The sequence below is a fragment of the Aeromonas crassostreae genome (assembly GCF_054052445.1).
In genome coordinates this window covers 25,530-50,998 of record NZ_JBSTYM010000005.1, presented here as the reverse complement: position 1 = coordinate 50,998, position 25,469 = coordinate 25,530, and the positions used below count along the sequence as shown (strand labels likewise).

21 protein-coding genes, 1 tRNA gene and 1 pseudogene are annotated in these 25,469 nt (G+C 62.1%); 11 read left to right on the top strand and 12 right to left on the bottom strand.

The features are described from left to right. Nucleotides 1-88: 88 nt before the first annotated feature. Together ACW5W4_RS05495 and ACW5W4_RS05490 are read left to right on the top strand one after the other, a co-directional pair. On the top strand, nt 89-523 hold the full coding sequence (locus ACW5W4_RS05495; RefSeq protein ID WP_408773233.1) for an SRPBCC family protein: 435 nt from the start codon (nt 89-91) through the stop codon (nt 521-523). Next, entirely contained in the window at nt 516-875 is a 360-nt protein-coding gene (locus tag ACW5W4_RS05490) for an RnfH family protein (protein WP_456688677.1), read from the top strand. The genes ACW5W4_RS05495 and ACW5W4_RS05490 overlap by 8 nt, the downstream gene beginning before the upstream one ends. 102 nt (nt 876-977) lie before the next feature. Here the strand turns inward: ACW5W4_RS05490 and ACW5W4_RS05485 are convergent, their stop codons facing one another. The 8 genes and pseudogenes from ACW5W4_RS05485 to ACW5W4_RS05450 all read right to left on the bottom strand — a co-directional run bounded on the left by ACW5W4_RS05485 (nt 978) and on the right by ACW5W4_RS05450 (nt 7,474). Then, entirely contained in the window at nt 978-1,610 is a 633-nt protein-coding gene (locus ACW5W4_RS05485; RefSeq protein WP_408794426.1) for an NAD(P)H-binding protein, read from the bottom strand. A gap of 127 nt (nt 1,611-1,737) precedes the next feature. Further along, the gene (locus ACW5W4_RS05480; RefSeq protein WP_041997680.1) at nt 1,738-2,076 is read right to left on the bottom strand and encodes an outer membrane protein assembly factor BamE; all 339 of its coding nucleotides are present in this window, start codon (nt 2,074-2,076) and stop codon (nt 1,738-1,740) included. Between the two features lie 133 nt (nt 2,077-2,209). After that, a pseudogene (locus ACW5W4_RS05475) lies at nt 2,210-2,578 on the bottom strand (L-threonine dehydrogenase); the annotation flags it as partial. A 119-nt stretch (nt 2,579-2,697) separates the two neighbouring features. Further along, nucleotides 2,698-3,552 carry a hypothetical protein gene (locus ACW5W4_RS05470; protein ID WP_456688676.1) on the bottom strand — a complete coding sequence of 285 codons (855 nt, stop codon included), beginning with the start codon at nt 3,550-3,552 and terminating at the stop codon, nt 2,698-2,700. Nucleotides 3,553-3,793: 241 nt separating this feature from the next. Continuing rightward, nucleotides 3,794-5,122 carry an IS4-like element ISAeme12 family transposase gene (locus ACW5W4_RS05465; RefSeq protein WP_456688675.1) on the bottom strand — a complete coding sequence of 443 codons (1,329 nt, stop codon included), beginning with the start codon at nt 5,120-5,122 and terminating at the stop codon, nt 3,794-3,796. Between the two features lie 135 nt (nt 5,123-5,257). Then, on the bottom strand, nt 5,258-5,722 hold the full coding sequence (gene pyrI / locus ACW5W4_RS05460) for an aspartate carbamoyltransferase regulatory subunit (RefSeq protein WP_427261226.1): 465 nt from the start codon (nt 5,720-5,722) through the stop codon (nt 5,258-5,260). Nucleotides 5,723-5,736: 14 nt separating this feature from the next. Further along, nucleotides 5,737-6,657: an aspartate carbamoyltransferase gene (gene pyrB, locus ACW5W4_RS05455; protein WP_427261227.1), complete on the bottom strand. Its 921-nt coding sequence runs from the start codon at nt 6,655-6,657 to the stop codon at nt 5,737-5,739. A gap of 274 nt (nt 6,658-6,931) precedes the next feature. Then, a complete protein-coding gene (locus ACW5W4_RS05450; RefSeq protein WP_456688674.1) occupies nt 6,932-7,474 on the bottom strand; it encodes a hypothetical protein in 543 nt (180 codons plus the stop codon). 201 nt (nt 7,475-7,675) lie between these two features. Between ACW5W4_RS05450 and ACW5W4_RS05445 the strand changes: the two genes are divergently transcribed. Both ACW5W4_RS05445 and ACW5W4_RS05440 read left to right on the top strand, forming a co-directional pair. Continuing rightward, nucleotides 7,676-7,752 (top strand) — tRNA-Trp (locus tag ACW5W4_RS05445). Nucleotides 7,753-8,370: 618 nt separating this feature from the next. Next, entirely contained in the window at nt 8,371-10,263 is a 1,893-nt protein-coding gene (locus ACW5W4_RS05440; protein ID WP_456688673.1) for a methyl-accepting chemotaxis protein, read from the top strand. Between the two features lie 54 nt (nt 10,264-10,317). On the opposite strand, the gene ACW5W4_RS05435 is transcribed toward ACW5W4_RS05440, so the two are convergent. Together ACW5W4_RS05435 and ACW5W4_RS05430 are read right to left on the bottom strand one after the other, a co-directional pair. Further along, the gene (locus tag ACW5W4_RS05435) at nt 10,318-10,830 is read right to left on the bottom strand and encodes a lipocalin family protein (protein ID WP_456688672.1); all 513 of its coding nucleotides are present in this window, start codon (nt 10,828-10,830) and stop codon (nt 10,318-10,320) included. Nucleotide 10,831: 1 nt separating this feature from the next. Then, complete coding sequence (locus tag ACW5W4_RS05430) at nt 10,832-11,755, bottom strand: AraC family transcriptional regulator N-terminal domain-containing protein (RefSeq protein WP_456688671.1); 924 nt, start codon at nt 11,753-11,755, stop codon at nt 10,832-10,834. A gap of 118 nt (nt 11,756-11,873) precedes the next feature. Here ACW5W4_RS05430 and yqhD point away from each other — a divergent pair, with 118 nt between their 5' ends. From yqhD to ACW5W4_RS05410, 4 genes are all read left to right on the top strand, one after another. Beyond that, nucleotides 11,874-13,034: an alcohol dehydrogenase gene (gene yqhD / locus ACW5W4_RS05425; protein ID WP_456688670.1), complete on the top strand. Its 1,161-nt coding sequence runs from the start codon at nt 11,874-11,876 to the stop codon at nt 13,032-13,034. Between the two features lie 507 nt (nt 13,035-13,541). Next, entirely contained in the window at nt 13,542-15,068 is a 1,527-nt protein-coding gene (locus ACW5W4_RS05420; protein ID WP_456688669.1) for a Re/Si-specific NAD(P)(+) transhydrogenase subunit alpha, read from the top strand. Between the two features lie 11 nt (nt 15,069-15,079). Next, entirely contained in the window at nt 15,080-16,564 is a 1,485-nt protein-coding gene (gene pntB, locus ACW5W4_RS05415) for a Re/Si-specific NAD(P)(+) transhydrogenase subunit beta (RefSeq protein ID WP_041997926.1), read from the top strand. A gap of 263 nt (nt 16,565-16,827) precedes the next feature. After that, the gene (locus ACW5W4_RS05410) at nt 16,828-18,126 is read left to right on the top strand and encodes an L-cysteine desulfidase family protein (protein WP_456688784.1); all 1,299 of its coding nucleotides are present in this window, start codon (nt 16,828-16,830) and stop codon (nt 18,124-18,126) included. A 108-nt stretch (nt 18,127-18,234) separates the two neighbouring features. On the opposite strand, the gene ACW5W4_RS05405 is transcribed toward ACW5W4_RS05410, so the two are convergent. Further along, nucleotides 18,235-18,990: an outer membrane protein assembly factor BamD gene (locus tag ACW5W4_RS05405; RefSeq protein ID WP_427261234.1), complete on the bottom strand. Its 756-nt coding sequence runs from the start codon at nt 18,988-18,990 to the stop codon at nt 18,235-18,237. 116 nt (nt 18,991-19,106) lie between these two features. Here ACW5W4_RS05405 and rluD point away from each other — a divergent pair, with 116 nt between their 5' ends. The 3 genes from rluD (at nt 19,107) to clpB (ending at nt 23,869) form a co-directional block, all read left to right on the top strand. Next, the gene (gene rluD / locus ACW5W4_RS05400; RefSeq protein ID WP_427261235.1) at nt 19,107-20,087 is read left to right on the top strand and encodes a 23S rRNA pseudouridine(1911/1915/1917) synthase RluD; all 981 of its coding nucleotides are present in this window, start codon (nt 19,107-19,109) and stop codon (nt 20,085-20,087) included. A gap of 100 nt (nt 20,088-20,187) precedes the next feature. Beyond that, nucleotides 20,188-20,937 (top strand): peptidoglycan editing factor PgeF, encoded by a 750-nt coding sequence (gene pgeF, locus ACW5W4_RS05395; protein WP_456688668.1) that lies wholly within the window; start codon nt 20,188-20,190, stop codon nt 20,935-20,937. Nucleotides 20,938-21,295: 358 nt separating this feature from the next. Further along, nucleotides 21,296-23,869, top strand: a complete 2,574-nt coding sequence (clpB, locus tag ACW5W4_RS05390) for an ATP-dependent chaperone ClpB (RefSeq protein ID WP_456688667.1) — start codon at nt 21,296-21,298, stop codon at nt 23,867-23,869. A 480-nt stretch (nt 23,870-24,349) separates the two neighbouring features. On the opposite strand, the gene asnA is transcribed toward clpB, so the two are convergent. Then, nucleotides 24,350-25,342 (bottom strand): aspartate--ammonia ligase, encoded by a 993-nt coding sequence (asnA, locus tag ACW5W4_RS05385; protein WP_456688666.1) that lies wholly within the window; start codon nt 25,340-25,342, stop codon nt 24,350-24,352. Nucleotides 25,343-25,469 lie beyond the last annotated feature (127 nt).

Genomic DNA, 25,469 nt, shown 5'->3' with positions numbered 1-25,469 from the left:
CCGCTCGAGTGGCGACTTTGTGAGCAGTTTCGGCGGTGATTTTCGGGGATATGGTGATAAAATCCCGGGGATTGGATGAGGAAACCCCATGCCCCGTATTACCCGCAGTGCCCTGGTGATGTTCAGCGCGGAACAGATGTTCCGGCTGGTCAACGATGTTCATGCCTACCCTGAGTTCCTGCCCGGCTGTGTCGGCAGTCGGGTCCACGAGAGTGGCGACGACTTCATGACGGCGTCGGTGGATGTGGCCAAGGCGGGCATCGCCAAGACCTTCACCACCCGCAACCAGCTCGATGCCAACCGCCAGATCAGGATGGAACTGGTCGATGGCCCGTTTCGCAAGCTGGCCGGCTGGTGGACCTTCACCCCCCTCGATGTGGACGCCTGCAAGGTGGAGTTCGACCTGGACTTCGAATTTACCTCCAAGCTGATCGAGCTGGCCTTTGGCCAGATCTTCCGGGATCTGGTGGGTTCCATGGTGCTCGCCTTCTCCAACCGGGCCAAGGAGGTCTACGGTGTCTGATGCCCTGACGATTGAGGTGGTCTACGCCCTGCCGGAGCGCCAGACGGTGCTGACGCTGAGAGTCGGGGCCGGCACCAGCGTGCAGGCGGCCATCGAGCAGTCCGGCATCCTGGCCAGGCATCCCGAGATCGATCTCTCGGTCAACAAGTTCGGCATCTACAGCCGCCTGGCCAAGGCCACTGATCTGCTTCAGGACGGGGATCGCATCGAGATCTACCGCCCGCTCACCGCCGATCCCAAGGAGATGCGCAAGAAGCGGGCGGAGAAGGCCAAGGAAGAGGGTCGTGCCGATGTGGTCACCGGTGGTCGCCCCAATGCCAGCCGCAAGCGCGGCGAGGAAGAGGGGAGCTGAAGGTGGCTGCCTGGGGCGCCCTCGGCGCAGGCATCAAGGCATTCACCAATACAAGAAGAGGCGCCATGGCGCCTCTTTTGCATATGTGCATATGGGGCCCGCTCACAGGCCAAGCAGCCGCTCGTTTTCCACCACCTCGACCCCGTCCCCCTCGCTCAGGATCACCATGGCGCTGGCCACCTGGCTCGCCTCGATGGCGCGCCAGCGGCGCAACTTGCCCACCAGCAGGGGGCGCAACAGCGGGTAGATCCCTTGAAAGCACTGCTCCGAGAGGCGTGGCGGCTGGCGTTGGCCGAGCAGCATGGCGGGTCGCAGTATGGCCAGGCGCTGCCAGTCGTGGGCTTGCAGGCCTTGCTCCATCTCGCCCTTGGTGCGGGGATAGAGCAGGGGAGAGGCGGCATTGGCGCCCATGCTGGAGATCACCACCAGCCGTCGGCAACCATGGCGACGGGCCAGCTCGGCGAAGGCGAGCACATAATCGAGATCGACCCGGCGAAATGCGGCGGCCGAGCCCGCTTCCCTGCGGGTGGTGCCGAGGCAGCAGAAGGCGAGGGTGACTGGTTGGGGCAAGGCCACGCTGGCCAGATCATCAAAATCGACCGGCAGCCAGTGCCGGGCAGGCTGCGCGATGCCCGGTGTGCGGCAGAGCAAGATCAGCTCATGCTCCGCGGGCAACTGTTGCAGCAGCTGACGGCCGACGAGGCCGGTGGCACCGGCTATCAGGATCCGGCTCATGAGGTTCTCCCTGTTTCATGGCATGGGACGCACTTCAGCATCGGACAAGGGGTGGCCATCTGCCAGGCGCCTCTCTGGCTGAAGGAGATAAAACAAAACCGGCGCGAGGCCGGTTTCGTGGAGGGGATCAGAGCGGGGTGGTGAAGGCCGCAGGCAGCGGGAAGTCGCCACTGGCCGTGCTCAGCCTGTCGCCGAGAAACTTGACGGTCAGCTCCTTGCGCTCCTTGTCGCCACGGCCCGGTTGGAACTCATACAGATAGTACCAGGTGTCGGGATCGAAGCTGTCGCGCATCATGGGGGAGCCCAGCACGAACTCGACCTGCTCGCGGGTCATGCCCTGGCGCAGCTTGTCGACCTGCTTTTGTTCCACATAGTTGCCCTGGGGAATATCGATGCGATAGACCAGGCTGCAACCAGAGAGGGTGAGGGCGGTCAGCGCCGCGGCAATCAGGTGTTTCATCCGCATATCGGGTTCAAGTCATCCATACAGTCTTTTTTAGCTCGGCAAATCATACCCACTCCCCGTGCGGAAGTAAAAAGCCATTGATCCATCAGCCAATAAAAAGGGCCGGACGGCGGCCCTGGCAACGCCGTGCCCGTCACATGGCGGCGCGGAAGATGGCGACGATCTTGGCGTGGCTCGCCTGCTTGGGGTTGGTGAAGCCGCAGGCATCTTTCAGGGCGTTCTCGGCCAGCACGTCGAAGTCATCGGCCCTGATCCCGAGCTGCGCCAGCCCGGCCGGGATCGCCACGTCACGGGTCAGCAGCACGGCGTTGCAGACCCCGTGGGGCAGGTCGTAGAAGCCGCCGAGCTGGTGCGTCATGGCGTGCACGTAACCCAGGCTCGCGTTGTTGAAGGCCATGCCGGCCAGGAACTGGGCGTAGGCCATCTGCTCGCGGGCGTGCAGATCATCCCCCCGGTCGACGGCGGTACGCAGGTGTCTGGCAATCAGCTGTATCACCCGGAGACGGCGTGACGGGTAGGGAAGGGAAGACGGCGGGAAAATCTGCGGTTTTTCATATATCGTGACCGTCTTATTACGCTTCGTTAATCTAAACGACGGCCCTATCAGTCCGTGGGGGGAGATTAGAGTTTTTCGGTGTGAAAAGAATAGAGATCCATTAGTTTAACTGCTCTGGGTTTTGAATAATAAAATCCCTGTATCGCCCAACTGCCGCTGGACAGAGCAATATCGTGTTGTTTTTTTGTTTCAATTTTACTGATGATAGTTGTTAGGCTGTATTTTTCCTGAAGTGATAGCACGCAATCTTTGAAATTATTTATCTCTTGCTGCGATGATGGAGGCGCGCCAAATTTTACGCAATTGAATATCCCACTTGAAAGATACCGTTTACGCCAATCCCCCCCCTGCCACAAGAAGTTATCGACAGCCAAATTAATGTCATGCTCTTTGAGCCTCACCAAGCTATTAATGGTGATGTTGTTGTCAATGATTGGGCAGTGGCTTATCTCAATGTATAAAGAAATATTATATGAAGAGAAAATGTTGGAGAAATAAATTAGAGCCTCTTCTACAGCGTGTAGTATTCGGTATTCAACTTTAAAGAAAAACATGGTGACTTTTTCCTTTAAAGCATTAATAAGTGCGTCACTTAACTGTAGAAGAGTTAACTCAATAAGTGATATTGAGTCACATGAATTATAAAAACTGGTGGGGGGGACAGCCTCCTGTGGTCGATATAAAATCTCCAATAGCCGTGGCTGACCTTCAATGGCGATGGACGGGAGATTGACTTGGCGTGATCTAAATATTGATGCTATATGAATGTCCTGAACCACAGGCTGGAAAAGATTTATGATAGTAGGGTTAAATGATAGTTTACGTTTGCTGTTGAATGATTCAATACGTTCAATCCCGATCATTCGGTAGGTTAAAATATCAACACCATGATCTCTTAGCTGCTTAAACAGACCAGTCATACCATGTTCCTTATGTGTACTGGTGATCGATGCGTTAAAGTATGACAGCGTTCAATTAAAAGACTCTATTGGCACTTTATCATCGAGAGGTTTCGGTGTCACGGAGAAGATGTAGCACACCATCCCCCCGGCCCTCTGAAGGGATTGCAGAAGATGTTTCATGATCGGCAGCCCATGGATCCTTTGGTGCCCTCTACACTGCCTGCTAGAAAGCCCCGAGTGTAGCGGTAATGCCAGTCAGTTAAGGCTGACTGGCATTGTTTTTATTGGCTTTTTTCACACTGTACTTCTGTGGTCTTGGCTTCACGCAGCGAGGGTAACTTCGCTCTCTTCGTGCCGGCAGCACAAACTGCCCCGCCTGCTTCTCCAGCTCCGCCACCCGCCCCGGGATATTCCCCGGTGACACATACGGCATGCAGCTCAGTTCATGGATGAGGTACACCGACGCCATGTGAAAACTCAGCTGGCTCGCCGTGTATCCCTTCAGGCTCGCCGCCATCTTCACCATCTGGCTACGCAGCAGGTTATAGGCCAGCAGCACGCCCCACAGCTCTTGCCGTATCCCCGTCGCCTTCTTGCTGCGCAGGGTCAGTCTGTGCTGCTGCAGGCTGTGTTTCATCTCCCGATACCCCAGTTCGATTTCCCAGCGATGGCCATACAGCTCCACGATGTCAGCCCCCGGGAAGCGCATCGGGTCGACCATCGAGGTCAGCACTTGGCGCTCCTTGCCGTTGATAGTGCGCGTCAGCAAGCGGGCTTCTATTGCCTCTGGCAACTGCGGCCACTTCTTCCTCGCCTGCGGACTGGTCTTGAGCTGCACCAGCGCATCCTGGCGCCCCAGCTTGCGTACCACCTCGTATTGGGTGCCCTTCTTGAGCGGCAGCAGCCAGTGCCGCTCACTGCCAGCACGCTGCCAGGCGTGGAGCAGGCCAAAGGAGTAGAAGCCTCTGTCAAACAGGGTCAGCGAGTGGTCCGGTGTGCGTGCAATAAGTTGCTCGGCCAGCACCATCTCGTTGACGGCACAACTCTCCATCACGGCCTGAACCAGCAGATGGCTGGTCAGCTCCATCTGACAGAGCATGCGCACCTGGGGATAGGCGGTCTCGCCATGCTGGGTGCCGGGCTTGGCAAAGGCGGCGGCATTGTCCGGAGTATCGGGTGTGCGCCACATCACGCCATCGACGGCGAGCAGTTGCAGCCCGGCCCAACCGGGGTGATTGGCCTGCTGGTGCCAACCTGTGGCAGTCTCGTGAAACAGCCGCGCAATGCTCTTGTGGCCAAGCTTTTGGCGAGCTTGCAGGAAGGCGCTGGGGGCGACGAAGGGGCGGTCACCGGGCAGCAGGATATCGAGTTGATTGACCAGCTGGGTCATGGGGACGTTGCGGAACATGGCCATGCCGATGATGGCCCAGACCAGACGTTCCATGGGCATGCGGCGACGGCGCAGAGTGGCGACGCCCTCTTCGCCGAGCAGGGAGGTGATGAGCGCGGGGGGAATGAGGTCAGAGAGTGACTCAAACTGGGCCATATTGCTGGCGTGGAGGAAGTCGAGAGCCTGTTCGATACGCATAAAAAATCCGAAACCAAATCAACAGGTTTCGGATTTTTACACATCAGGAGGATCGGTCAATGGATCCTTAACTGATCGGCATTAGCCCCTCGGGGCCCAATATCAGATCCGTACGTGCTCGCCTCGCAGGCGCCATCAGTAGCGCTCGCTGACGATGTCCTGGGTGAAGGACTTCTCGCAGTATTTGCACTTCATCCGCACCGCCCCTTTCACCTCGCGCACGCTGAAGTAGCTGTCCACCGGCTCGTTGTGGGAGATGCAGTTGGAGTTGGGGCAGTGGAAGACCCCTGCGATGAACTCCGGCAGGGCCAGCTGGTGTTTCTTCACCACATTGAAGTCTTCGATGATGTTGACGGTCGCCTTGGGGGCGAACAGCGCCAGCTGGTTAGCCTGTTGTTCGGTCAGCCGGGTGTTCTCGATCTTGATGAGATCCTTCTTGCCGAGCGCCCCGGATTTGAGGTTGAAACCGACGGTGATCCGCTCCTGGGTCTCGATCAGCTGGAACAGCTTGAGGATCTTGATGCCCTGGCCGGCGGGGACGTGGTCGATGACGGAGCCGTGACGGATGGCTTCGACTTGCAGTTGGTTCTTGTCGGACATGATATTCCCTCGGCTCAGACAGTTTCGTTCAGTACCAGTGCCAGCAGTGCCTGGCGTGCATAGACCCCGTTTTCCGCCTGCTGGAAGTAGTAGGCGTGGGGGGTCTTGTCGACGGCCACTTCGATCTCGTCGACCCTGGGCAGGGGATGCAGGATCTTCATGGTGGGCTTGGCCCCCTCCAGGGTCGCCAGCTCCAGCACGAATTTGGCGGCCATGTGCTTGTACTCGGTCTCGTCGAAGCGCTCCTTCTGCACCCGGGTCATGTAGAGGATGTCGAGCATGGGCATCACCTCCTCCATGGTCTCGTGGACGCTGAACTGGATGCCTTTTTCTTCCAGCTCCTCGCACAGGTAATCCGGCATCGCCAGCGCCTCGGGAGAGATGAAGAAGAAGCGGCAGTTGAACAGGCTCAGGGCCTGGGCCAGGGAGTGGACGGTGCGGCCGTATTTGAGGTCGCCGACGAAGGCGACGTTGAGGCCGTCCAGGCGCCCTTGCGTCTCATGGATGGAGAAGAGGTCGAGCAGAGTCTGTGTCGGGTGTTGGTTGGAGCCGTCACCGCCGTTGATGACCGGCACCCGGGAGAACTCGGAGGCGAGGCGGGCCGCCCCTTCCTTCGGGTGGCGCATCACCACGGCATCGGTGTAGGAGCTGATGATCTTGATGGAGTCGGCCAGGGTCTCACCCTTCTTGGCGCTGGTGTTGCCGCCGTCGGCGAAGCCGATGATGTTGCCCCCCAGGCGCTGCACCGCGGTCTCGAACGAGAGGCGGGTACGGGTGGAGGCCTCGAAGAAGCAGCTCGCGATCAGCTTGTCTTTCAACAGCAGGTTGTTGGGCTCGGCCTTGAGCCGCTGTGCGGTTTCGACCACCAGTTCCATCTCGGCGCGGGACAGGTCCGAGATGGAGATGACGTGTTTGTTATAGAGAGGATTGGTCATCGTCTGCATTCCCTTTGACATCAATGGAGGGTTTTCTGGCGCAAAAAAAAGCCCCTGAAACAGGGGCTCTTTTCAAAAGAAACGGGGGATCTGCGGGGCGGGAACCGGAAACAACGGGGCCGCTCTGGTGCGCTCCACCCGTCTGCAAGGCTGCTTTTTTCATCAAAAACGGCATCGTCCTGTCCCGACCTTTTTCAAAACCGCACCGATTATAGGGCTGGTTTTTGAATTGTCAAAAATTTATTTTTCGGGCATTTTAGCGGCAAAAAAACGTTTAACTGTCGTGAACGGGTCGACAAATCCAGACCTGATGGCTGGGTTGCAGGGGCGCTCCTTCGGCGACCATGGCGCGCAGATAGGCCAGCCTGTGGTGTCCCTCCAGCAGGCAATAGGGTTGTGGCAGAGGTTGGCCGTCCGGATAGCGGCCGCCAGGCTCGGGGGCGAGCACTATGATGGGTTCGGGCCAGCTGCCCCGGCTCAGCATGTCGGCGCCCAGCCAGGAGCGGCGCACATAGCGGTTGTGGCAAAACAGCTCCTGCCAACGCGCTATCACCTCCATATGGCGGGAGCCTATCTGGCTCACGACGCGGGCCGTATCCCAGGCCTGGCACTCGAAGCCGTGGCAGGCGAGATCGAGAAAACTCCAGTTGGACTCAAAGCCGCGCCAATGGCGGTAAATCCATTGGGCCAGCACATTCTCGGGAATGGCCGGCACCAGGGGGGCAACCCGGGCCAGATAGTCGGGCAGAGACTCCGTCTTGCGCTCATCCCTGAAGTTGAGCGGGGCCAACAGCTGCAATAGTCGATAGTTGAGCATATGCGTACCTCCCTGCTCACCCTCTACCCTAATCCCTATTCTGCGGCTTTCCTAGTTGGCACCGGCTGCAAATACAGCCAGTTATCCTCGGTGGGGTGGCAAAATCGGCCTCGTTGTACAGCAATCGTGCAATCGCGCCACAATCCTGAAAAAAGCCTTTACCTTTGATCCCGGCTTTGTATAATTCGCCTCGTTTGTTGCAGGGGCGTAGTTCCAATTGGTAGAACAGCGGTCTCCAAAACCGATGGTTGGGGGTTCGAATCCCTCCGCCCCTGCCAGATTCAGAAAAGCCAGCTCATTGAGCTGGCTTTTCGCATTTCTGTGCTTAGCTGATTGTTCCCCTCGCATGACAGCCCAGGCGGGTGCCCTGGGCCTGAGCTCAGCCCCCTCGGTCATCGAGGGGCCGCCGCCAGGGCCTGCTCGCCGATTGGCCCCTTGTCTGCATCGCCCGTCTCCCCTTGGGTGCCGCCCGAACCTGATACCCGTTGAGGGCGCCCTATACACCTGAGTGGGTGAGATGGAGCCACCCTTCAGCCATCGCCTTATCTTCCTTCTTCTGGGCAAATCGAGTGATGAGGTGGGCCCCGATAGCCTGAGGCAATGGGGTCGATACCTTGCACAGCATTCACGATAGGACTCCGACTTGTCATCCCAGGCACCTTGGCTGGGGAGTGCCGAGCACTCGTCCGCCCCTGGTCACCATCACGATTGGGCGGTGGGGACGTCAGGGCGGTGAGAGATGGGGCGGGGGCGAGATTTTCGTGACTCACGGCAGATCCTGTTGCAGAGGATCAGGAAACTGAGGTGATTGACTAAAGTCCAGCGATGCCGTCGCCGATATCCTCTAGCAAGATGGGGGTGTTTCTGGCCTCCCGTCATCACAAGGATCCGTAGTCATGACACTCTCTTTGCGCGGCAAGTTGCTCGCGACCAGCCTGGGGGTAGTGCTGCTGATGGCAGCCCTGCTCGGCATCGTCGCCTTCCACACCCTCAAATCCCGCACCATGAGCGCCATCCAGAGCGAGGCGGTCAACTATGGCCATGCCCACTCGGTGGCCATCGGCAGCTGGATGGCGGACCGCAAGCACGCGGTCGAGGCCCTGACCGCCGTCATCGCCGACAATCCCCAGGCGACCCTGGTGCCCCACCTGAAGCAGGCCTATACCTCGGGCGGCTTCGGTCTCACCTACTTTGGCTCTGTGCAGGGGGTGATGACGCGCCAGGACCCTTCCCTCAACACCGGCGACTACGACCCTCGCGAGCGCCCCTGGTATCAGGACGCGGTCAAGGCGGGCAGGCTGATCGTCACAGCCCCCTACGTCAGCGTGACCATGCAAAAACTGGTGGTGACCCTGGCCGAGCCGGTGCGCCATCAGGGCGAGCTGGTGGGCGCCGTGGGGGCCAACCTGGCCCTCGACACGCTGATCGACGAGGTGCTGGCGATGAAGGTGCAGGGGGAGGGGTACGCCATGCTGCTCGACAGCAGCGGCCTCATCGTCGGCCACCCGAACAAGGATCTGGCCCTCAAGCCGGTGGCTGAGCTGGCGCCCGGGCTCTCTGCCGCCACCTTCCGCCAGTGGGGCGAGAGCAGCAACCAGCTCCATGGTGCCACCATAGACGGGCGCGAGGTGCTGATGTCGGTGCAGGGAGTGCCCGGCACCGACTGGCTGCTGGCCATGGTGATGTACAAGGAGGTGCTGGAGGCACCCTTCGCCACCCTGCTGTGGCAGTTGGTGGGGCTGACCCTGGTGCTGCTGCTGGTGTTCGGCGCCCTGCTCATCGCCATGTTCAACTACCTGTTCGCCGATCTCGGCCGGGTCTCCAAGGCGCTGGCCGACATCGCCCACGGCGAGGGGGATCTCACGGTGCAGATAACCGCCAACAGCAAGGACGAGGTGGGGCAGCTGGCCCAGAACTTCAACCTGTTCGTGGCCCGGCTGCACGGCATCGTCAGCCGGCTGCGGGATGTGACCGTCGAGCTGGCGGCCCAGTCCCGCACCCAGGCGGCGGGGGCCCAGGCCCGCAGCCAGCGGGTGCGCCAGCAGCAGGACGAGATCGTCATGGTGGCGACCGCGGTGACCGAGATGGCCTCCGCCACTCAGGAGATTGCCGGCAACGCCGAGTTTGCCGCCACCACCTCAGGGGATGCGGTCAGGCTGGCGGTAGCCGGTCAGTCCCAGGTCGGCCAGAGCCAGCGCAGCATCACGGGTCTGGCGGACGAGGTGGCCGATGCCAGCCAGACCATCCACGAGCTGGATGGCCACGCGCAGAAGATCAGCGGCATCCTGGCCACCATCAGCGGCATCGCCGAGCAGACCAACCTGCTGGCGCTCAACGCCGCCATCGAGGCGGCCCGGGCCGGGGAGCAGGGCCGTGGTTTCGCCGTGGTGGCGGACGAGGTGCGGGTGCTGTCGCGCCGCACCCACGACTCCACCGCCGAGATCCAGCAGATGATCGAGGCGCTGCAGCAGACCACCCGCCGCGCCGTGGGGGGCATGGAGACCAGCCGTCAGCTGGCGGGCACCAGCGTGGAGGACGCCGAAGCGGCGAATCTCAGCCTGGCGCGGATCAACGAGGCTATCGGCTCCATCAGCGACATGGCGACCCAGATCGCGGCGGCGGCCGAGGAGCAGACCTCGGTGACCGGCGAGATCAGCCGCAACACAGAGAACATCCGCCACGTCTCCCAGGAATTGGCGGAGCAGGCGCGGGAAGAGGCCGCCCAGGCCGCCGAGCTCAAGTCTTTGACCGAGCGGCTGGAGCAGGAGGTGGGTCGCTTCCGGCTCTGATCATCCCGCCATTCCAGCAACGACAAGGGCAGCCCACGGGCTGCCCTTGTCTGCTCAGGGGGCCTGCCTGACCCAGATAAGCTGGTCGGTGGCAAAGCCCAGCCCTTTTGCCCTGGCCACCAGGGCATCCATCTTCTCCCTGGGCGGCTGGGGGGAGCGGGCGAGGATCCACAGGTAGTCATGGTGGTAGCTGGTCACCAGGGAGAGCTGGTAGTCGGGGTCCAGATCGATGACGTTGTAGCCGCCGTAGAAGGGACCGAAGAAGCTCACCTTGAGCCGCCCCTCATCCGGCTTGCCCACGAAGTAGGCCTTGCCCTCGGCCTCGCGCCAGACGCCCTGCTCGTCCTGCCCCCGGTTGATCACCCTGACCCCGCCGTCATCCCGCAGGCTGTAGCTGGCGCTCACCCGCTCCAGCCCCCGCTCGAAACCGTGATCGAGGCGGGCGATTTCGTACCAGGTACCCAGGTAGCGGTCGAGCTGGAAGCCGGTGACGGGGCGGATGCCATCGGCGAGGCCGGTGCAGGCGGTGGTCAGCAGGGCCAGAACGAGCAGGATCGGTGTGCGCATGTCATCCCTCCACGATACGCAGTTGTCCCGAGCGAAAGCGTGCCGCGTGCTCGCTCGGGGTGTTGCCAAAGAAGCGTTTGTATTCGCGGCTGAACTGGGAGCCGCTCTCGTAGCCTACCCTGTCCGCCGCCACCCCGGCCTTGAGGCCATCGTGCAGCATCATCAGCCGCGCCTTGTGCAGGCGCAGGGTCTTGATGTACTGCAGTGGCGAGGTGGCGGTGGCCGCCTTGAAGTGGTGGTGGAAGGCCGAGACGCTCATGTTCGCCTCCCGGGCCAGCTCCTCCACCGTCAGGTTCTCGGTAAAGCGCTGCTCCATGATACGCAGCACCCGGGCTATCTGGCTCACCTGGCTGTGACGGCTGGCCATGGCCAGCAGGGCGGGGGCCCCCCCTTCGTGCAGGGCGTGGAACAGGATCTCGCGCACTATCTGGGGCCCCAGCACCCGGGCGTGGAGCGGCTTGTCCATCACCTCGATGAGGCGCTCCACCGCGCAGAGCATGGTCTCGGAGAGGGGCACGGAGACCACGCCGCGGCCCGGCTCCGCCGGGGCGGGGGCGGCGTCCCCCATCTCCAGCAGCAGGGCCTGCAGCGCCGCCACGTCGATCTCCAGCGAGAGCCCCACCAGGGGGGACTCGGGGGAGGCGAAGCACTCGCACTCGCACGGCAGCGGCAGGGTCATCATCAGGTAGTGCTCGGGGTCGTAGCGGAAGGTGAAGTCCGAGAGATAACCCACCTTGTGCCCCTGCAGGATGATGATCATGCGCGGGCGGTAGAGCACAGGGATGCGGTCGTGGTGCTCGGTGGTGTAGATGAGGTGCACGCCGGGCACGGGGGCGGCGGTGATCCCCGGGTGTGGCGCCAGGGCGGCGAGCCGGCTGGCGAGGGCGGACTGCTGGGTCGCCGCGACGGGCTGATTTGTACTCATTTATCCAGGCTCAGTAGAAATAGGCAAGAAATCGGCAGAAAGTTCCCTTGATGGTAGGTGGTTATAAGAGAAAAATGCAACCCATACCTTACCGACTACGATCACCCCGGGAGATCCCATGAACAACTTCATCCTGCACACCCCCACCAAGGTGCTGTTCGGCAAGGGCCAGGTGGCCCAGCTGCGCGGCCAGATCCCGGCCGACGCCCGCATCCTGGTCACCTACGGTGGCGGCAGCGTGGTGCGCAGCGGCCTGCTGGCGCAGATCCGCAGCGAGCTGGCGGGCCTGACCCTGTTTGAATTTGGCGGCATCGAGCCCAACCCGGCTTACGAGACCCTGATGGGCGCCGTCGAGCTGGCCCGCGCCGAGCGCATCGACTTCCTGCTCGCCGTGGGCGGCGGCTCAGTGCTGGACGGCACCAAGTTCATCGCCGCGGCCGCTCACTACGATCCGGCCAAAGACCCCTGGCACATCCTCGAGACCGTCGGGGGTGAGGTGGCCTCCGCCATTCCCCTGGGCAGCGTGCTGACCCTGCCGGCCACCGGCTCCGAGATGAACATGGGCGCGGTGATCACCCGCAAGAGCACAGGGGACAAGCAGCACTTCTTCTCGCCCTTGGTGATGCCGCGCTTCGCCGTGCTCGACCCCGTGCTCACCTACACCCTGCCCGCCCGTCAGGTGGCGAACGGCGTGGTGGATGCCTTCATCCACACCCTGGAGCAGTACCTCACCTACCCGGTGGATGCCAAGGTGCAGGATCGCTTCGCCGAAGGGCTGCTGCTGACCCTGGCCGAGGAGGGCCCCAAGGCGCTGGTGGAGCCGGAAAACTACGACGTGCGCGCCAACATCATGTGGAGCGCCACCCTGGCGCTCAACGGCCTGATCGGCGCCGGCGTGCCCCAGGACTGGGCCACCCACATGCTGGGCCACGAGCTGACCGCCCTGCACGGCCTGGATCACGCCCAGACCCTGGCGGTGGTGCTGCCCGCCCTGCTGCAGGCCAAGCGCGAGCAGAAGCGCGCCAAGCTGCTGCAATACGCCGAGCGGGTCTGGGATCTGCGCAGCGGCAGTGACGAGGAACGCATCGACGGCGCGATCAAAGCCACCCGCGACTTCTTCGAGCGGATGGGGATCAAGACCCGGCTGCGGGATTACGTGGCCGACGCCCGTATCGATACCCTGCTGGCCAAGCTAGAAGAGCACGGCATGATCGCCCTCGGCGAGCACGGTGACATCGATCTGGTGCAGAGCCGGCATATTTATGAAGCCGCCTGGTAACAGGCGAGCGCGGATCCCGGGCTCTGCCAGGGGCTGAACCAGGGGACCCGAACCCGCCCGATGGCGGGGGCTGGGTCCCTCTGTCGTTGCAAAAAGGTTACTTTTTCCCCTTTCGCCTCATCAGATGCGCCAACGGCAGATTTCATAAGAACAAAAAACGCTAAGATAGAGGGCCGGCAAAACATTTTTTTTGACTGGTTGGATCACTTTTTTCAGCGCATTTTGCTGGTATTAAGCCTCTAATTTGGTTTGTTTTTTTTAATCAGGGTTCACGATGGACCGAATTCTTTACCCGCCCGCCCGGGACCGTGGTTGTAATAAAACTCCAAAATTTGATACTAATCACCTTCGCACCTGAAAAGCGGGGGCCTGACCATGACAGGAGGTTGCGGGAGAGCCTGCTGATTTTCATAACAAAGAGTCCTTGGCCTGCAATTTGGCCGCGCCTTGTTTCGCCAGAAATGAGACACTAGGTCGCGATTAATTATTAACCATCAGGGAATAGTCATGCAGATTGGAATACCGAGAGAGAGTCTCGCCGGTGAGACCCGGGTCGCAGCGACCCCGGCCACTGTCGAGCAGCTGAAAAAGCTCGGCTTCGAGGTGGCTGTCGAGGCCGGCGCCGGCCAGCTGGCCAGCTTCGATGATGCCGCCTTCGAGGCGGCCGGTGCCAGCGTGGTGCCGAACGTCTGGCAAGCCGACCTTGTCTTCAAGGTCAACGCGCCGACCGATGCCGAGATCGCCGAAATTAAGGATGGTGCCACCCTGGTGAGCTTCATCTGGCCCGCCCAGAATCCCGAGCTGGTCAAGAAGCTGTCCGCGCGCAACATCAATGTGATGGCGATGGACATGGTGCCGCGGATCTCCCGTGCCCAGTCCCTCGATGCCCTCTCCTCCATGGCCAACATCGGCGGCTATCGCGCCGTGGTCGAGGCCGCCCACCAGTTCGGTCGCTTCTTCACCGGCCAGATCACCGCCGCCGGTAAAGTCCCGCCCGCCAAGGTACTAGTGATCGGTGCCGGTGTGGCCGGTCTGGCCGCCATCGGGACCGCAGGTTCCCTCGGTGCCATCGTGCGTGCGTTCGATACCCGTCTGGAAGTAGCCGAGCAGATCGAGTCCATGGGTGGGGAATTCCTCAAGCTGGACTTCGGCGGCGAGGATGGTTCCTCCTCCGATGGTTACGCCAAGGTGATGAGCGAAGAGTTCATCGCGGCCGAGATGGCGCTGTTTGCCCAGCAGGCCAAGGAAGTGGACATCATCATCACCACCGCCCTGATCCCGGGCAAGCCGGCACCCAAGCTGATCACCAAGGAGATGGTGGACAGCATGAAGCCGGGCTCCGTCATCGTGGACATGGCGGCCCAGGCCGGCGGCAACTGCGAATACACGGTATCGGGTGAACTGCATGTCACCGACAACGGCGTCAAGGTGATCGGTTACACCGATCTGCCGGGTCGTCTGCCCGCCCAATCCTCCCAGCTCTACGGCACCAACCTGGTCAACCTGATGAAGCTGATGTGCAAGGAGAAGGACGGCCAGGTTGCCATCGACTTCGACGACGTGGTGCAGCGCAACATGACGGTGATCCAGGCCGGTGACGTGACCTTCCCGCCCCCCGCCATCGCCGTCTCCGCCGCGCCGCAGAAGCCTGCCGCCAAGGTCGAGGCCAAGAAGGCCGAAGAGAAGAAGCCCTCCAACAAGAAGTTCGTGTTCGGTGCCCTCGGTATCGCCGCCTTCGGTTGGGTGGCCGCGGTGGCACCTGCCGCCTTCCTCTCCCACTTCACCGTCTTCATCCTGGCCTGCGTGGTCGGTTACTACGTGGTGTGGAACGTCTCTCACGCCCTGCACACGCCGCTGATGTCGGTCACCAATGCCATCTCCGGCATCATAGTGGTCGGCGCTCTGCTGCAGATTGGTCAGGGTTCAACGCTCGTCACCGCGCTCTCGTTTGTCGCCGTGCTGATTGCCAGTATCAACATCTTCGGTGGCTTCACCGTCACTCAGCGCATGCTGAAGATGTTCCGTAAGGATTAAGGGGGTTTAACGTGTCTCAAGGACTGGTAACAGCATCCTATATCGTTGCCGCCGTGCTCTTCATCCTCAGTCTCGCGGGACTGTCGAAGCAAGAAACGGCCAAGCATGGCAACCTGTTCGGTATCGCGGGGATGGCCATCGCCCTCATCGCCACCGTACTCAACCCGGAAACCAGTGGCGTGCACTGGATAGTACTGGCCATGGTCATCGGCGGCGCCATCGGCGTGCGTCTGGCGCTCAAGGTCGAGATGACCGAGATGCCCGAGCTGGTGGCCGTGCTGCACAGCTTCGTGGGCATGGCGGCGGTGCTGGTGGGCTTCAACAGCTTCATCGACCTGCACCCCTCCGCGCCGGCTGAAGTCGTCGTCTCCGTCGGCTCCAACCTGGATGCGACCCTGGCCGCGGCCCGGGCGGCGTTCGAGCAGGCGGCCCAGGCCGTACAGGCCGAGCACCTCTCCGGCGCCATGCTGAACATCCACCTGGTGGAAGTCTTCCTGGGCGTCTTCATCGGTGCCGTGACCTTCACCGGTTCCGTGGTGGCGTTCGGCAAGCTGCGCGGCCTCATCTCTTCCAAGCCGCTGATGCTGCCGCACCGCCACAAGCTGAACCTGCTGGCGGTACTGGTCTCCCTGGCGCTGCTGGTCTACTTCGTCAACGTCGGTGGCTCCACCATGGCGCTGATCCTGATGACCCTGATCGCCTTCGCGTTCGGCTGGCATCTGGTCGCCTCCATCGGTGGCGCGGACATGCCGGTGGTGGTCTCCATGCTCAACTCCTACTCTGGTTGGGCGGCGGCGGCGGCGGGCTTCATGCTCTCCAACGACCTGCTGATCGTGGTGGGTGCCCTGGTGGGGTCCTCCGGTGCCATCCTGTCCTACATCATGTGCAAGGCGATGAACCGCTCCTTCATCTCCGTCATCGCCGGTGGCTTCGGCTCCGACGGTGTCGCCTCCACGGCGGATCAGGAGATGGGTGAATACCGCGAGACCAACGCCGAAGATGTGGCCGACATGCTCAAGAACGCCCACTCCGTCATCATCACCCCGGGCTACGGCATGGCGGTGGCGCAGGCCCAGTACCCGGTGGCCGAGATCACCCACAAGCTGCGCGAGCGCGGCGTCAAGGTGCGCTTCGGTATCCACCCGGTTGCCGGTCGTCTGCCGGGCCATATGAACGTGCTGCTGGCGGAAGCCAAGGTACCGTACGACATCGTGCTGGAAATGGACGAGATCAACGAAGACTTCGGCGACACCGACGTGGTGCTGGTGATCGGTGCCAACGACACCGTCAACCCGGCAGCCATGGAAGATCCGGGCAGCCCCATCGCCGGCATGCCGGTGCTGGAAGTGTGGAAGGCGCAGAACGTCATTGGCTTCAAGCGCTCCATGAACACCGGCTACGCCGGCGTGCAGAACCCGCTGTTCTTCAAGGACAACACCCAGATGCTGTTTGGCGATGCCAAGGCCAGCGTCGAGGCGATCCTCAAGGCGCTCTGATCGCCTGTTTCGCAACGCATATCCAGGGGGGCTCAGGCCCCCCTTTTTCATCTCCGCACGCCCCCCGCAGTCCATGGTATCGTTCATCCTCCCGCCTCTGGCATCACCCGATAGCCAGGTGACGCCGGCGTCGCCAACCGGCCGTGGCAATCGCTCAAAAGTCGGGCATAATGCCTGCCATCCGCGCGGGACGACTCAACTAAATTTGAGATTTTCCGCAATAATAGATGTTTGATGAGATGCAACAGGGGCAGCGCCCGACCATGGAGCACACGCAGATGAAGTCACAATGGATCGAATTTATTGCCCTGCTCAAGCGCGAAGTGGTGCCTGCCCTGGGCTGCACCGAGCCCATGTCGGTGGCCCTGGCCGCCGCCAACTGCCGCAGGCTGCTGGGGCAGGATCCGACCCGCATCAGCGTCTGGGTCAGCGGCAACCTGTTCAAGAACGGCATGGGGGTCGGGGTACCCGGCACCGGCATGATAGGCCTGCCGGTGGCCGCCGCAGTCGGCATCACGGGGGGCAACCCGGATGCGGGGCTGGAGGTGCTCAAGGGCCTCACCCCGGCCCAGGTGGACGCCGCCAAGGCGCTGCTGCCCCTCATCAAGGTGGATGTGAAGGACGTGCCCGATGTGCTCTACGCCGAGGTGCTGGCCGAGGCCGATGGCCACAGTGCCCGGGTGGTGATCTGCACGGATCACACCCGCATCGTGTTGATGGAGCGCGATGGCGAGGTGCTGATGACGCAAGCCAGCGCGCCCGGGGTGCAGATCCAGCCAGCCAGGTCAGCCAGGCCGGCTTTGACCCTGAAGGAGATAGTCGAGTTTGCCCTCGAGGTCCCGCTCGCCGAGATAGCCTTCATCGCTGAGGCCGCCACCATGAACCAGGCCCTGGCGGACGAAGGCTTGCAGGGCTATGGCCTGAGCATCGGCAAGATGCTGACCGATCAGGTGGAGCGCAAGCTGCTCTCCGACGATCTGATGACGCTCGCCATGCGCTTGTCGTCTGCCGCATCGGACGCGCGCATGGATGGCGCCATGCTGCCCGCCATGTCCAACTCGGGCTCGGGCAATCAGGGCATCGCCGCCACCATGCCGGTGGTGGCCGCCGCCCGTTTCCTCGGCTCCAGCGAGGAGCAGCTGACCCGGGCACTGGTGATGAGCCATCTGGTGGCCATCTACATCAAGATGTACCAGAACAAGCTCTCCGCCCTGTGCGCCGCCAGCACGGCCGCCATGGGGGCCGGCGCCGCCATCACCTGGCTGCTGGGGGGCAGGTTCGAGCAGATCAGTCACTGCATCAACAACATGATTGGGGATGTGTCCGGCATCATCTGCGACGGCGCCGGCAGCGCCTGCTCCATGAAGGTCTCCACCTCCACCTCGGCGGCGGTGAAGTCTTCCCTGATGGCGGTCAACAACCTGAGGGTGCCCCAGAGCGAGGGCATCGTCTCCGATGACGTGGATCAGACCATCGCCAATCTGGGGCAGCTCTCCAGGCAGGGCATGCTGGATACCGACATCGAGATCATCAACATCATGCGGGCCAAGCAGCGCAACTGAGCCAGCGGCTGGAACAGAGGGGCGGCAGAACGGCACCGCCGCCCCAGCGTCAGGCAAAAAAAAACCGATGACCATGGTCATCGGTTTTTTGTCGGGAGTGCGGCGCCATCACCCCTTGGCGTGGCGGTTCTCCGGGTAGTTCTTGGCCAGCACCTCACGGGCATGCTGGGCCAGGGTCGGCATCTTGAGGGTCTCGTAAGACTCGATCATGATCTCGAGCGCCGCTTCGGTCTCGGGCGTGTCCGGGTAGGTCTCGACCACCTGCTTGGCCCGGTTGGCGGCGGCGATCAGGGCATCACGCTTCACGTAATACTGGGCGACGCTGAGATCGTAGCGGGCGAGACGGTTCTTCAGGCCAATCATACGGGCGCGGGCATCGGCGGCATAGCTACTGTTAGGGTAGTTCTGCAGCAGTGTCTTGAAGTCCTGGAACGCCTGGCGGGCGTAGGAGGGATCCTTGTCATCCCGATCGATGCCGAAGAAGTCCTGGAAGAAGTTGTAATCCGCCGCCATGTTGGTCAGGCCGCGCATGTAGAAGACGTAATCGATGTTCTTGTGCGCCGGGTTGAGGCGGATGAAACGGTCGATATTGGCGGTCGCCTGGGCGGTGTCATCCTGCTTGTAGTAGGCATAGATGAGGTCGAGCTGCACCTGGTTGGAGTAAGCACCGAACGGGTATCTGGAGTCCAATGCTTCCAATAACTCGATGGCATTCACATAGTTGCCGGCATCCAGCTTGAGGCGTGCTTTCTGGTACAGGGTTTCCGGCGGTTCGTCGGGAACCTTGGGTTTGGTGCTGGAACAGCCAGTGATCAGGGTAGCGACCAAGGCGAGCGACATCAGCAGGTGAGACTTCTTTCCCATCAACAACATCCGGTCCATTTCCACGAAATTGGCAAAGTATCCGTTATGCTTGGCTAAAAGAAAAGCTAGAATACCCGGATTATTTCGAATTGAAACCCCCGCTCAAGAGACCATACATGAGCCAGCATATTGAATTAACAGGCGAATTCCAGGATCACCAATTCGGGCAGCGACTCGATCAGGCTCTGGCAGAAATATTTCCCGACTACTCCCGCACCCGGATCAAGGAGTGGATCCTGCAAGACAGAGTGACCCTGGATGGTCAGGTTGCCAACACACCAAGGGAGAAAGTCATCTCCGGGCAGCAGGTCCATGTGACGGTCGAGCTGGAAGATGACACCCGCTGGGATGCCCAGAACATAGCCCTCAACATCGTCTTCGAAGACGAACACATCCTGGTGATCGACAAGCCGGCCGGTCTGGTGGTGCACCCGGGGGCGGGCACGCCGGACGGTACCGTGCTCAACGCCTTGCTGCATCGCTATCCCGACATCGCCGAGGTTCCCCGTGCCGGCATAGTGCACCGTCTGGACAAGGACACCACGGGCCTCATGGTGATCGCCAAGACCATTCCCGCCCAGACCCACCTGGTGGAGGCGCTGCAGGCGCGCCAGATCACCCGTGAGTACGAGGCGGTCGCCATCGGCCACATGACCGCAGGGGGCACGGTCGACGCCCCCATCGGCCGTCACCCGACCCAGCGTACCCACATGGCCGTCATTCCCAACGGCCGTGATTCCGTGACCCACTATCGGGTGCACGAGAAGTTCCGCGGCCATACCCGGCTGCGGCTGCGGCTGGAAACCGGCCGAACTCACCAGATCCGGGTTCACATGGCGCACATCAAGCACCCCCTGGTCGGTGATCCCGTCTATGGTGGTCGCATGCGTCTGCTGCGTAACGCCACCCCGGAGCTGACCGCCGCGCTGCGAGGCTTCCATCGCCAGGCCCTGCACGCCACCATGCTGCAACTGGCACACCCCATCACGGGTGAGGTGATGCAGTGGCACTCCCCCACCCCTCAGGACATGGTGGACTTGATGGAGGCGATGCGCGCCGATACCCTGGCCAACCCGGATGATCTGATCTGGGGTTGAGGGTCCGCTTCGCGGCGATCCCGTGAGCATGGCGGCGGGGCACCCAGTGGGTGCCCCGCTTTTTATGGCAGCAGGCAGAGGCAGCATAAAGGAGTGACAGATGAAGACCATTCAACCGGACTGGCCCGCCCCGGCGCGGGTGCGAGCCCTCTCCACCACTCGGGACGGTGGCCTGAGCGAAGGGGCCTTCGCCGGCCTCAATCTGGGTGCCCATGTGGGGGACGAGCCGACACGGGTCGCGGCCAACCGGGCCAGATTGCAGCAGGCGGCGGGGATCCCGGCCCCTCTCAACTGGCTCAATCAGGTGCATGGCACCACCGTTCATCCGGTCAGCAACCAGTATGAAGACGCCCCGGATGCCGATGCCGCCTGCGCCCACGAGGCCGGGCTGGCCTGCATCGTCATGACCGCCGACTGCCTGCCGGTGCTGTTTTGCGACCGGGCCGGTACCGTGGTGGCCGCCGCCCATGCCGGTTGGCGCGGGCTGCTGGGCGATGAAGAGGGTGGCGTGCTGGAGGCGAGTATCGCCGCCATGGGCTGTGCGCCGGACCAGATCCTGGCCTGGCTTGGCCCCGCCATAGGCCCTGCTGCATTCGAGGTGGGGGGCGAGGTGCGCGATGCCTTCATGGCGGTGCAGGCCGAGTCGGCTGATGCCTTCGTGCCCTCGGCCAACGAGGACAAGTGGCTGGCGGATATCTACCTGCTGGCCCGGCTGCGCCTGGCCCGCGCCGGCGTCACCGCCATCTATGGCGGCGAGTTCTGCACCTTCAGCGATAGTGATCGGTTCTACTCTTATCGCCGCGACGGCCAGACCGGCCGCATGGCCTCCGCCATCTGGCTGGCCGAGTAGTTGTCTCTGGGGATTGCCTCCCGTGCAGAGCGCAGTTCTACTGCCCATGTCGTCGTGCCGTCGTGCCGTCGTGCCGTCGTGTCGTCATGTCGTCATGTCGTCATGACGGCCAGAGCGGGCGCATGGCCTCCCTCATCTGGTTGGCCCACTAAGCGCCAGTTAGGCATCCGAAAAGTAATACCCCGCCCCTCTCATGACCAGATCCGCGCGAGAGGGGCGGGGATCCTGCCTTCTCCCCGCCTTGCAGAAAAAATAACCAGCCCCGCCCCTTGAAATAACCCGCACGGGCCTCATCTTCCTAGTCAGAAAGTTCTGTTGTTTGCCGCACAAGCGGTGTCCGTTTTCAAGGGGGAGTGCAATGCGCCTCGATCGCCTGACCAGCAAATTCCAAGTTGCCATTTCCGATGCCCAGTCTCTCGCACTGGGTCGTGACCACCAATTCATCGAACCCGTCCACCTGATGGCCGCCCTGCTCAATCAGGATGGCGGCTCCATCCGTCCGCTGCTGACCCTGACCGGGCTCGACATCAATGCTCTGCGCTCCCGTCTGGGGGAAGAGCTTGACCGCCTGCCCAAGGTGAGTGGCGTCGAAGGGGACGTGCAACTGTCCAGCGGCCTCGGCCGTCTGCTCAACGTCTGCGACAAGCTGGCCCAGCAGCGCAAGGATCAGTTCATCTCGTCCGAGCTGTTCGTGCTGGCGGCCCTGGACGAGAAGGGCAACCTGGGAGAGCTGCTGCGCGCCCAGGGCCTGACCAAGGAAAAACTCGAAGCGGCCATCGACAAGGTGCGTGGCGGCAAGAAGATCGATGATGCCAACGCCGAGGAGAACCGCCAGGCGCTGGAGAAGTACACCATAGATCTCACCGAGCGGGCCGAACTCGGCAAGCTCGATCCGGTGATCGGCCGGGATGAAGAGATCCGCCGCACCATCCAGGTGCTGCAGCGCCGTACCAAGAACAACCCGGTGCTGATCGGTGCCCCCGGCGTCGGCAAGACTGCCATCGTCGAGGGGCTGGCCCAGCGCATCATCAACGGCGAGGTGCCGGAAGGGCTCAAGAACAAGCGGGTGTTGTCGCTGGACATGGGGGCCCTGGTGGCCGGTGCCAAGTACCGCGGCGAGTTCGAGGAGCGGCTCAAGGCGGTGCTGAGCGATCTCGCCAAGGAGGAGGGCAGCGTCATCCTCTTCGTGGACGAGCTGCACACCATGGTCGGCGCCGGCAAGGGCGAGGGGGCCATGGACGCGGGCAACATGCTCAAACCGGCCCTGGCGCGCGGTGAGCTTCACTGCGTCGGTGCCACCACCCTGGATGAATATCGCCAGTACGTGGAGAAAGACGCCGCCCTGGAGCGCCGTTTCCAGAAGGTGCTGGTGGAGGAGCCCTCGGTGGAGGACACCATCGCCATACTGCGCGGCTTGAAGGAGCGCTACGAGCTGCACCACCATGTGCAGATCACAGACCCCGCCATCGTCGCGGCGGCCCAGCTCTCCCACCGCTACATCGCGGATCGCCAGCTGCCTGACAAGGCCATCGACCTCATCGACGAGGCGGCGGCCAGCATACGGCTGCAGATCGACTCCAAGCCCGAATCCCTGGACCGGCTGGAGCGGCGCATCATCCAGCTGAAACTGGAGCAGCAGGCGCTGATGAAGGAGGACGACGACGCCAGCCGCAAGCGCCTCGATCTGCTCAACCATGAGCTGACCGAGAAGGAGCGGGAATACAACGAGCTGGAAGAGGTGTGGAAGGCCGAGAAGGCGGCGCTGGCCGGTACCCAGCACATCAAGGCGGCGCTGGAGCAGGCTCGTCAGGATCTCGAGGTGGCCCGCCGGGCCGGGGATCTTGGCCGCATGTCCGAGCTGCAATATGGCCGCATCCCCGAACTGGAGAAACAGCTCGACCTCGCCACCCAGGCGGAGATGCAGGAGACCAGCCTGCTGCGCAACCGGGTCACCGACGTGGAGATCGCAGACGTCTTGGCGCGCTGGACCGGCATTCCGGTGGCGCGGATGCTGGAAGGGGAGCGGGACAAGCTGCTGCGGATGGAAGAGCAACTGCACAGCCGGGTGATCGGCCAGGAGGAGGCGGTGGACGCCGTCTCCAACGCCATTCGCCGCTCCCGGGCCGGGCTGTCCGATCCGAACCGCCCCATCGGCTCCTTCCTGTTCCTCGGCCCCACCGGGGTGGGCAAGACAGAGCTGTGCAAGGCGCTGGCCGAGTTCCTGTTCGATACCCAGGACGCCATGGTGCGCATCGACATGTCCGAGTTCATGGAGAAGCACAGCGTGGCCCGGCTGGTGGGGGCGCCTCCGGGATACGTGGGCTACGAGGAGGGGGGTTATCTCACCGAGGCGGTACGCCGTCGCCCCTACTCGGTGATCCTGCTGGACGAGGTGGAAAAAGCCCACCCGGATGTGTTCAACATCCTGCTGCAGGTGCTGGACGACGGTCGCCTGACCGATGGTCAGGGTCGCACCGTCGATTTTCGCAACACAGTCGTCATCATGACTTCCAACCTCGGCTCGGATCTCATCCAGGAGCACTACGCGGAGAAGGACTATGAGGAGATGAAGGCCCTGTTGATGGAGCTGCTGACCCGCAGCTTCCGCCCGGAGTTCATCAACCGGATCGACGAGACTGTGGTGTTCCACCCCCTCGGCGAGGATCACATCAAGTCCATCGCCCGCATCCAGCTGAAGAGCCTGATGGGCCGCCTGGAGTCCCAGGGCTTCGAGGTGGAGGTGAGCGAGGAGCTGCTGACCAAGCTGGTCCACGCCGGTTTCGATCCCGTCTACGGGGCGCGACCCCTCAAGCGGGCGATCCAGCAGAAGGTGGAGAACCCCCTGGCCCAGGCCCTGCTCAGTGGCCGGGTCATCCCCGGCAAGAAGTTGCTGCTGGGGGCCGACAGCAACGGGCTGACCATGACCCAGTGATGGATCTCCCCTGCGTGTCCACAACGCCAGCCTTCGGGCTGGCGTTGTCATGTCTGGTGGCGGTAAGGCAAAAAAAACGGCAATCCTAAGATTGCCGGGAGGAATGTATTCAATGCGACCTTGCGTGGGTTGAGCGGGTCGCAGGGGCAAGCCCCGGTTTCGCAGAGGGCCATCCAGGATGACCACTCTGCTTACAGCCTGTGCGGACTGCGCTCTTTCAGTCCGCACCGCCACACACCTGTCAGGGCTGACCCGCGAGCCAGACCGATGAAATCAACTCGTTTACAGCATGCCTGGAATGGTGGCTTTCATCTCGGCCGACCAGACACGTGTGTCTGCTGCCCGATGTGCTCCTTTGTGAGAAGGCTCACTGCGTTGACCGGCTTAGAGCATGCCCGGAGGAATAGCGGCTTTCATCTCGGCCGGCCAGACACCGACCTGTGCCTGTTTGTCGATATGCTCCTTTACGAGAAAGCCGACTTACAACATGCCCGGGATGGCAGCCTTCATCTCGGATGGCCAGACACCTACTTGTACCTGACCGATATGTTCTTTTTGCAGCAGCAGCATGGCCAGACGGGATTGGCCTATGCCGCCGCCTATGGTTTGCGGCATCCGCTCCGCCAGCAGATCCTGGTGCCAGTCGTACTGCAGGCGATCCTCGTCCCCGGTGATGGCGAGCTGGCGGCGCAGGGCCTCGGCGTCGACCCGGATCCCCATGGAGGAGATCTCGAAGCTGTCTTCCAGCACAGGGTTCCACACCAGGATGTCGCCGTTCAGACCCGCCAGACCCAGTTCGCTCTCGCTGCTCCAGTCGTCGTAGTCCGGGGCGCGCACGTCGTGGCGCTCGCCGTGGGACAGCGCACCGCCGATGCCGATGAGGAAGACTGCCCCCAGCTCCCTGGCGATGGCCCGCTCGCGCCCCTTGGCGTCGAGATCCGGGTAACGGGTCAGCAGCTCTTCGCTGTGCAGGAACTGGATCTCCGCCGGCAGGAAGGGGGTCAGCTCGTGCTCGGCGCAGACCGCGCGCTCTGTGGCCTTGATGGCGGCCCAGATGCCGCGCACCGTCTCCTGCAGATAGGCGAGATCCCGGCGCTCGCCCGGCATCACCTTCTCCCAGTCCCACTGATCCACGTAGACGGAGTGGATGGGGGTGAGCCTGTCTTCATCCGGGCGCAGCGCCTTCATGTGGGTGTAGATGCCTTCACCCGGGCCGAAGCCGAAGCGGCCCAGGGTCTGGCGCTTCCACTTGGCCAGCGAATGCACCACTTCGTAGCTGTGCTCGGGCAGGGTCTTCACCTTGACCTGCACCGCATGCTCGTGGCCGGAGAGGTTGTCCTGGGTGCCGTCGCCGACCCGGCTCAGAATGGGGGCTTGTACCTCCATCAGACCGAGTTGCTGGGCGAGTTGGCGGGAGAAGATCTCTTTGACCAAGCTGATCTGCTGCTGGCTGCGAATGTAGTGCTGTTTCATGCTGAATACCTGTTGCGAACCCGTTGAATGCGGTGATTCTTCAACAGATGGCACATAAAATTCAATATTCGATAATAGAAATAGGCTTTGCCTGTTTTTTTCTACAAAATAACCCGGTCATTAATGA

Excerpts from the sequence above, each read along its gene's own strand:
- ACW5W4_RS05495 (WP_408773233.1), top strand. The coding sequence starts at position 89 with ATGCCCCGTATTACCCGCAGTGCCCTGGTGATGTTCAGCGCGGAACAG.
- ACW5W4_RS05485 (WP_408794426.1), bottom strand. The coding sequence starts at position 1,610 with ATGAGCCGGATCCTGATAGCCGGTGCCACCGGCCTCGTCGGCCGTCAG.
- ACW5W4_RS05480 (WP_041997680.1), bottom strand. The coding sequence starts at position 2,076 with ATGCGGATGAAACACCTGATTGCCGCGGCGCTGACCGCCCTCACCCTC.
- ACW5W4_RS05470 (WP_456688676.1), bottom strand. The coding sequence starts at position 3,552 with ATGACTGGTCTGTTTAAGCAGCTAAGAGATCATGGTGTTGATATTTTA.
- ACW5W4_RS05465 (WP_456688675.1), bottom strand. The coding sequence starts at position 5,122 with ATGCGTATCGAACAGGCTCTCGACTTCCTCCACGCCAGCAATATGGCC.
- pyrI (WP_427261226.1), bottom strand. The coding sequence starts at position 5,722 with ATGTCCGACAAGAACCAACTGCAAGTCGAAGCCATCCGTCACGGCTCC.
- pyrB (WP_427261227.1), bottom strand. The coding sequence starts at position 6,657 with ATGACCAATCCTCTCTATAACAAACACGTCATCTCCATCTCGGACCTG.
- ACW5W4_RS05450 (WP_456688674.1), bottom strand. The coding sequence starts at position 7,474 with ATGCTCAACTATCGACTATTGCAGCTGTTGGCCCCGCTCAACTTCAGG.
- ACW5W4_RS05440 (WP_456688673.1), top strand. The coding sequence starts at position 8,371 with ATGACACTCTCTTTGCGCGGCAAGTTGCTCGCGACCAGCCTGGGGGTA.
- ACW5W4_RS05435 (WP_456688672.1), bottom strand. The coding sequence starts at position 10,830 with ATGCGCACACCGATCCTGCTCGTTCTGGCCCTGCTGACCACCGCCTGC.
- ACW5W4_RS05430 (WP_456688671.1), bottom strand. The coding sequence starts at position 11,755 with ATGAGTACAAATCAGCCCGTCGCGGCGACCCAGCAGTCCGCCCTCGCC.
- yqhD (WP_456688670.1), top strand. The coding sequence starts at position 11,874 with ATGAACAACTTCATCCTGCACACCCCCACCAAGGTGCTGTTCGGCAAG.
- ACW5W4_RS05420 (WP_456688669.1), top strand. The coding sequence starts at position 13,542 with ATGCAGATTGGAATACCGAGAGAGAGTCTCGCCGGTGAGACCCGGGTC.
- ACW5W4_RS05410 (WP_456688784.1), top strand. The coding sequence starts at position 16,828 with ATGGAGCACACGCAGATGAAGTCACAATGGATCGAATTTATTGCCCTG.
- ACW5W4_RS05405 (WP_427261234.1), bottom strand. The coding sequence starts at position 18,990 with ATGGGAAAGAAGTCTCACCTGCTGATGTCGCTCGCCTTGGTCGCTACC.
- rluD (WP_427261235.1), top strand. The coding sequence starts at position 19,107 with ATGAGCCAGCATATTGAATTAACAGGCGAATTCCAGGATCACCAATTC.
- pgeF (WP_456688668.1), top strand. The coding sequence starts at position 20,188 with ATGAAGACCATTCAACCGGACTGGCCCGCCCCGGCGCGGGTGCGAGCC.
- clpB (WP_456688667.1), top strand. The coding sequence starts at position 21,296 with ATGCGCCTCGATCGCCTGACCAGCAAATTCCAAGTTGCCATTTCCGAT.
- asnA (WP_456688666.1), bottom strand. The coding sequence starts at position 25,342 with ATGAAACAGCACTACATTCGCAGCCAGCAGCAGATCAGCTTGGTCAAA.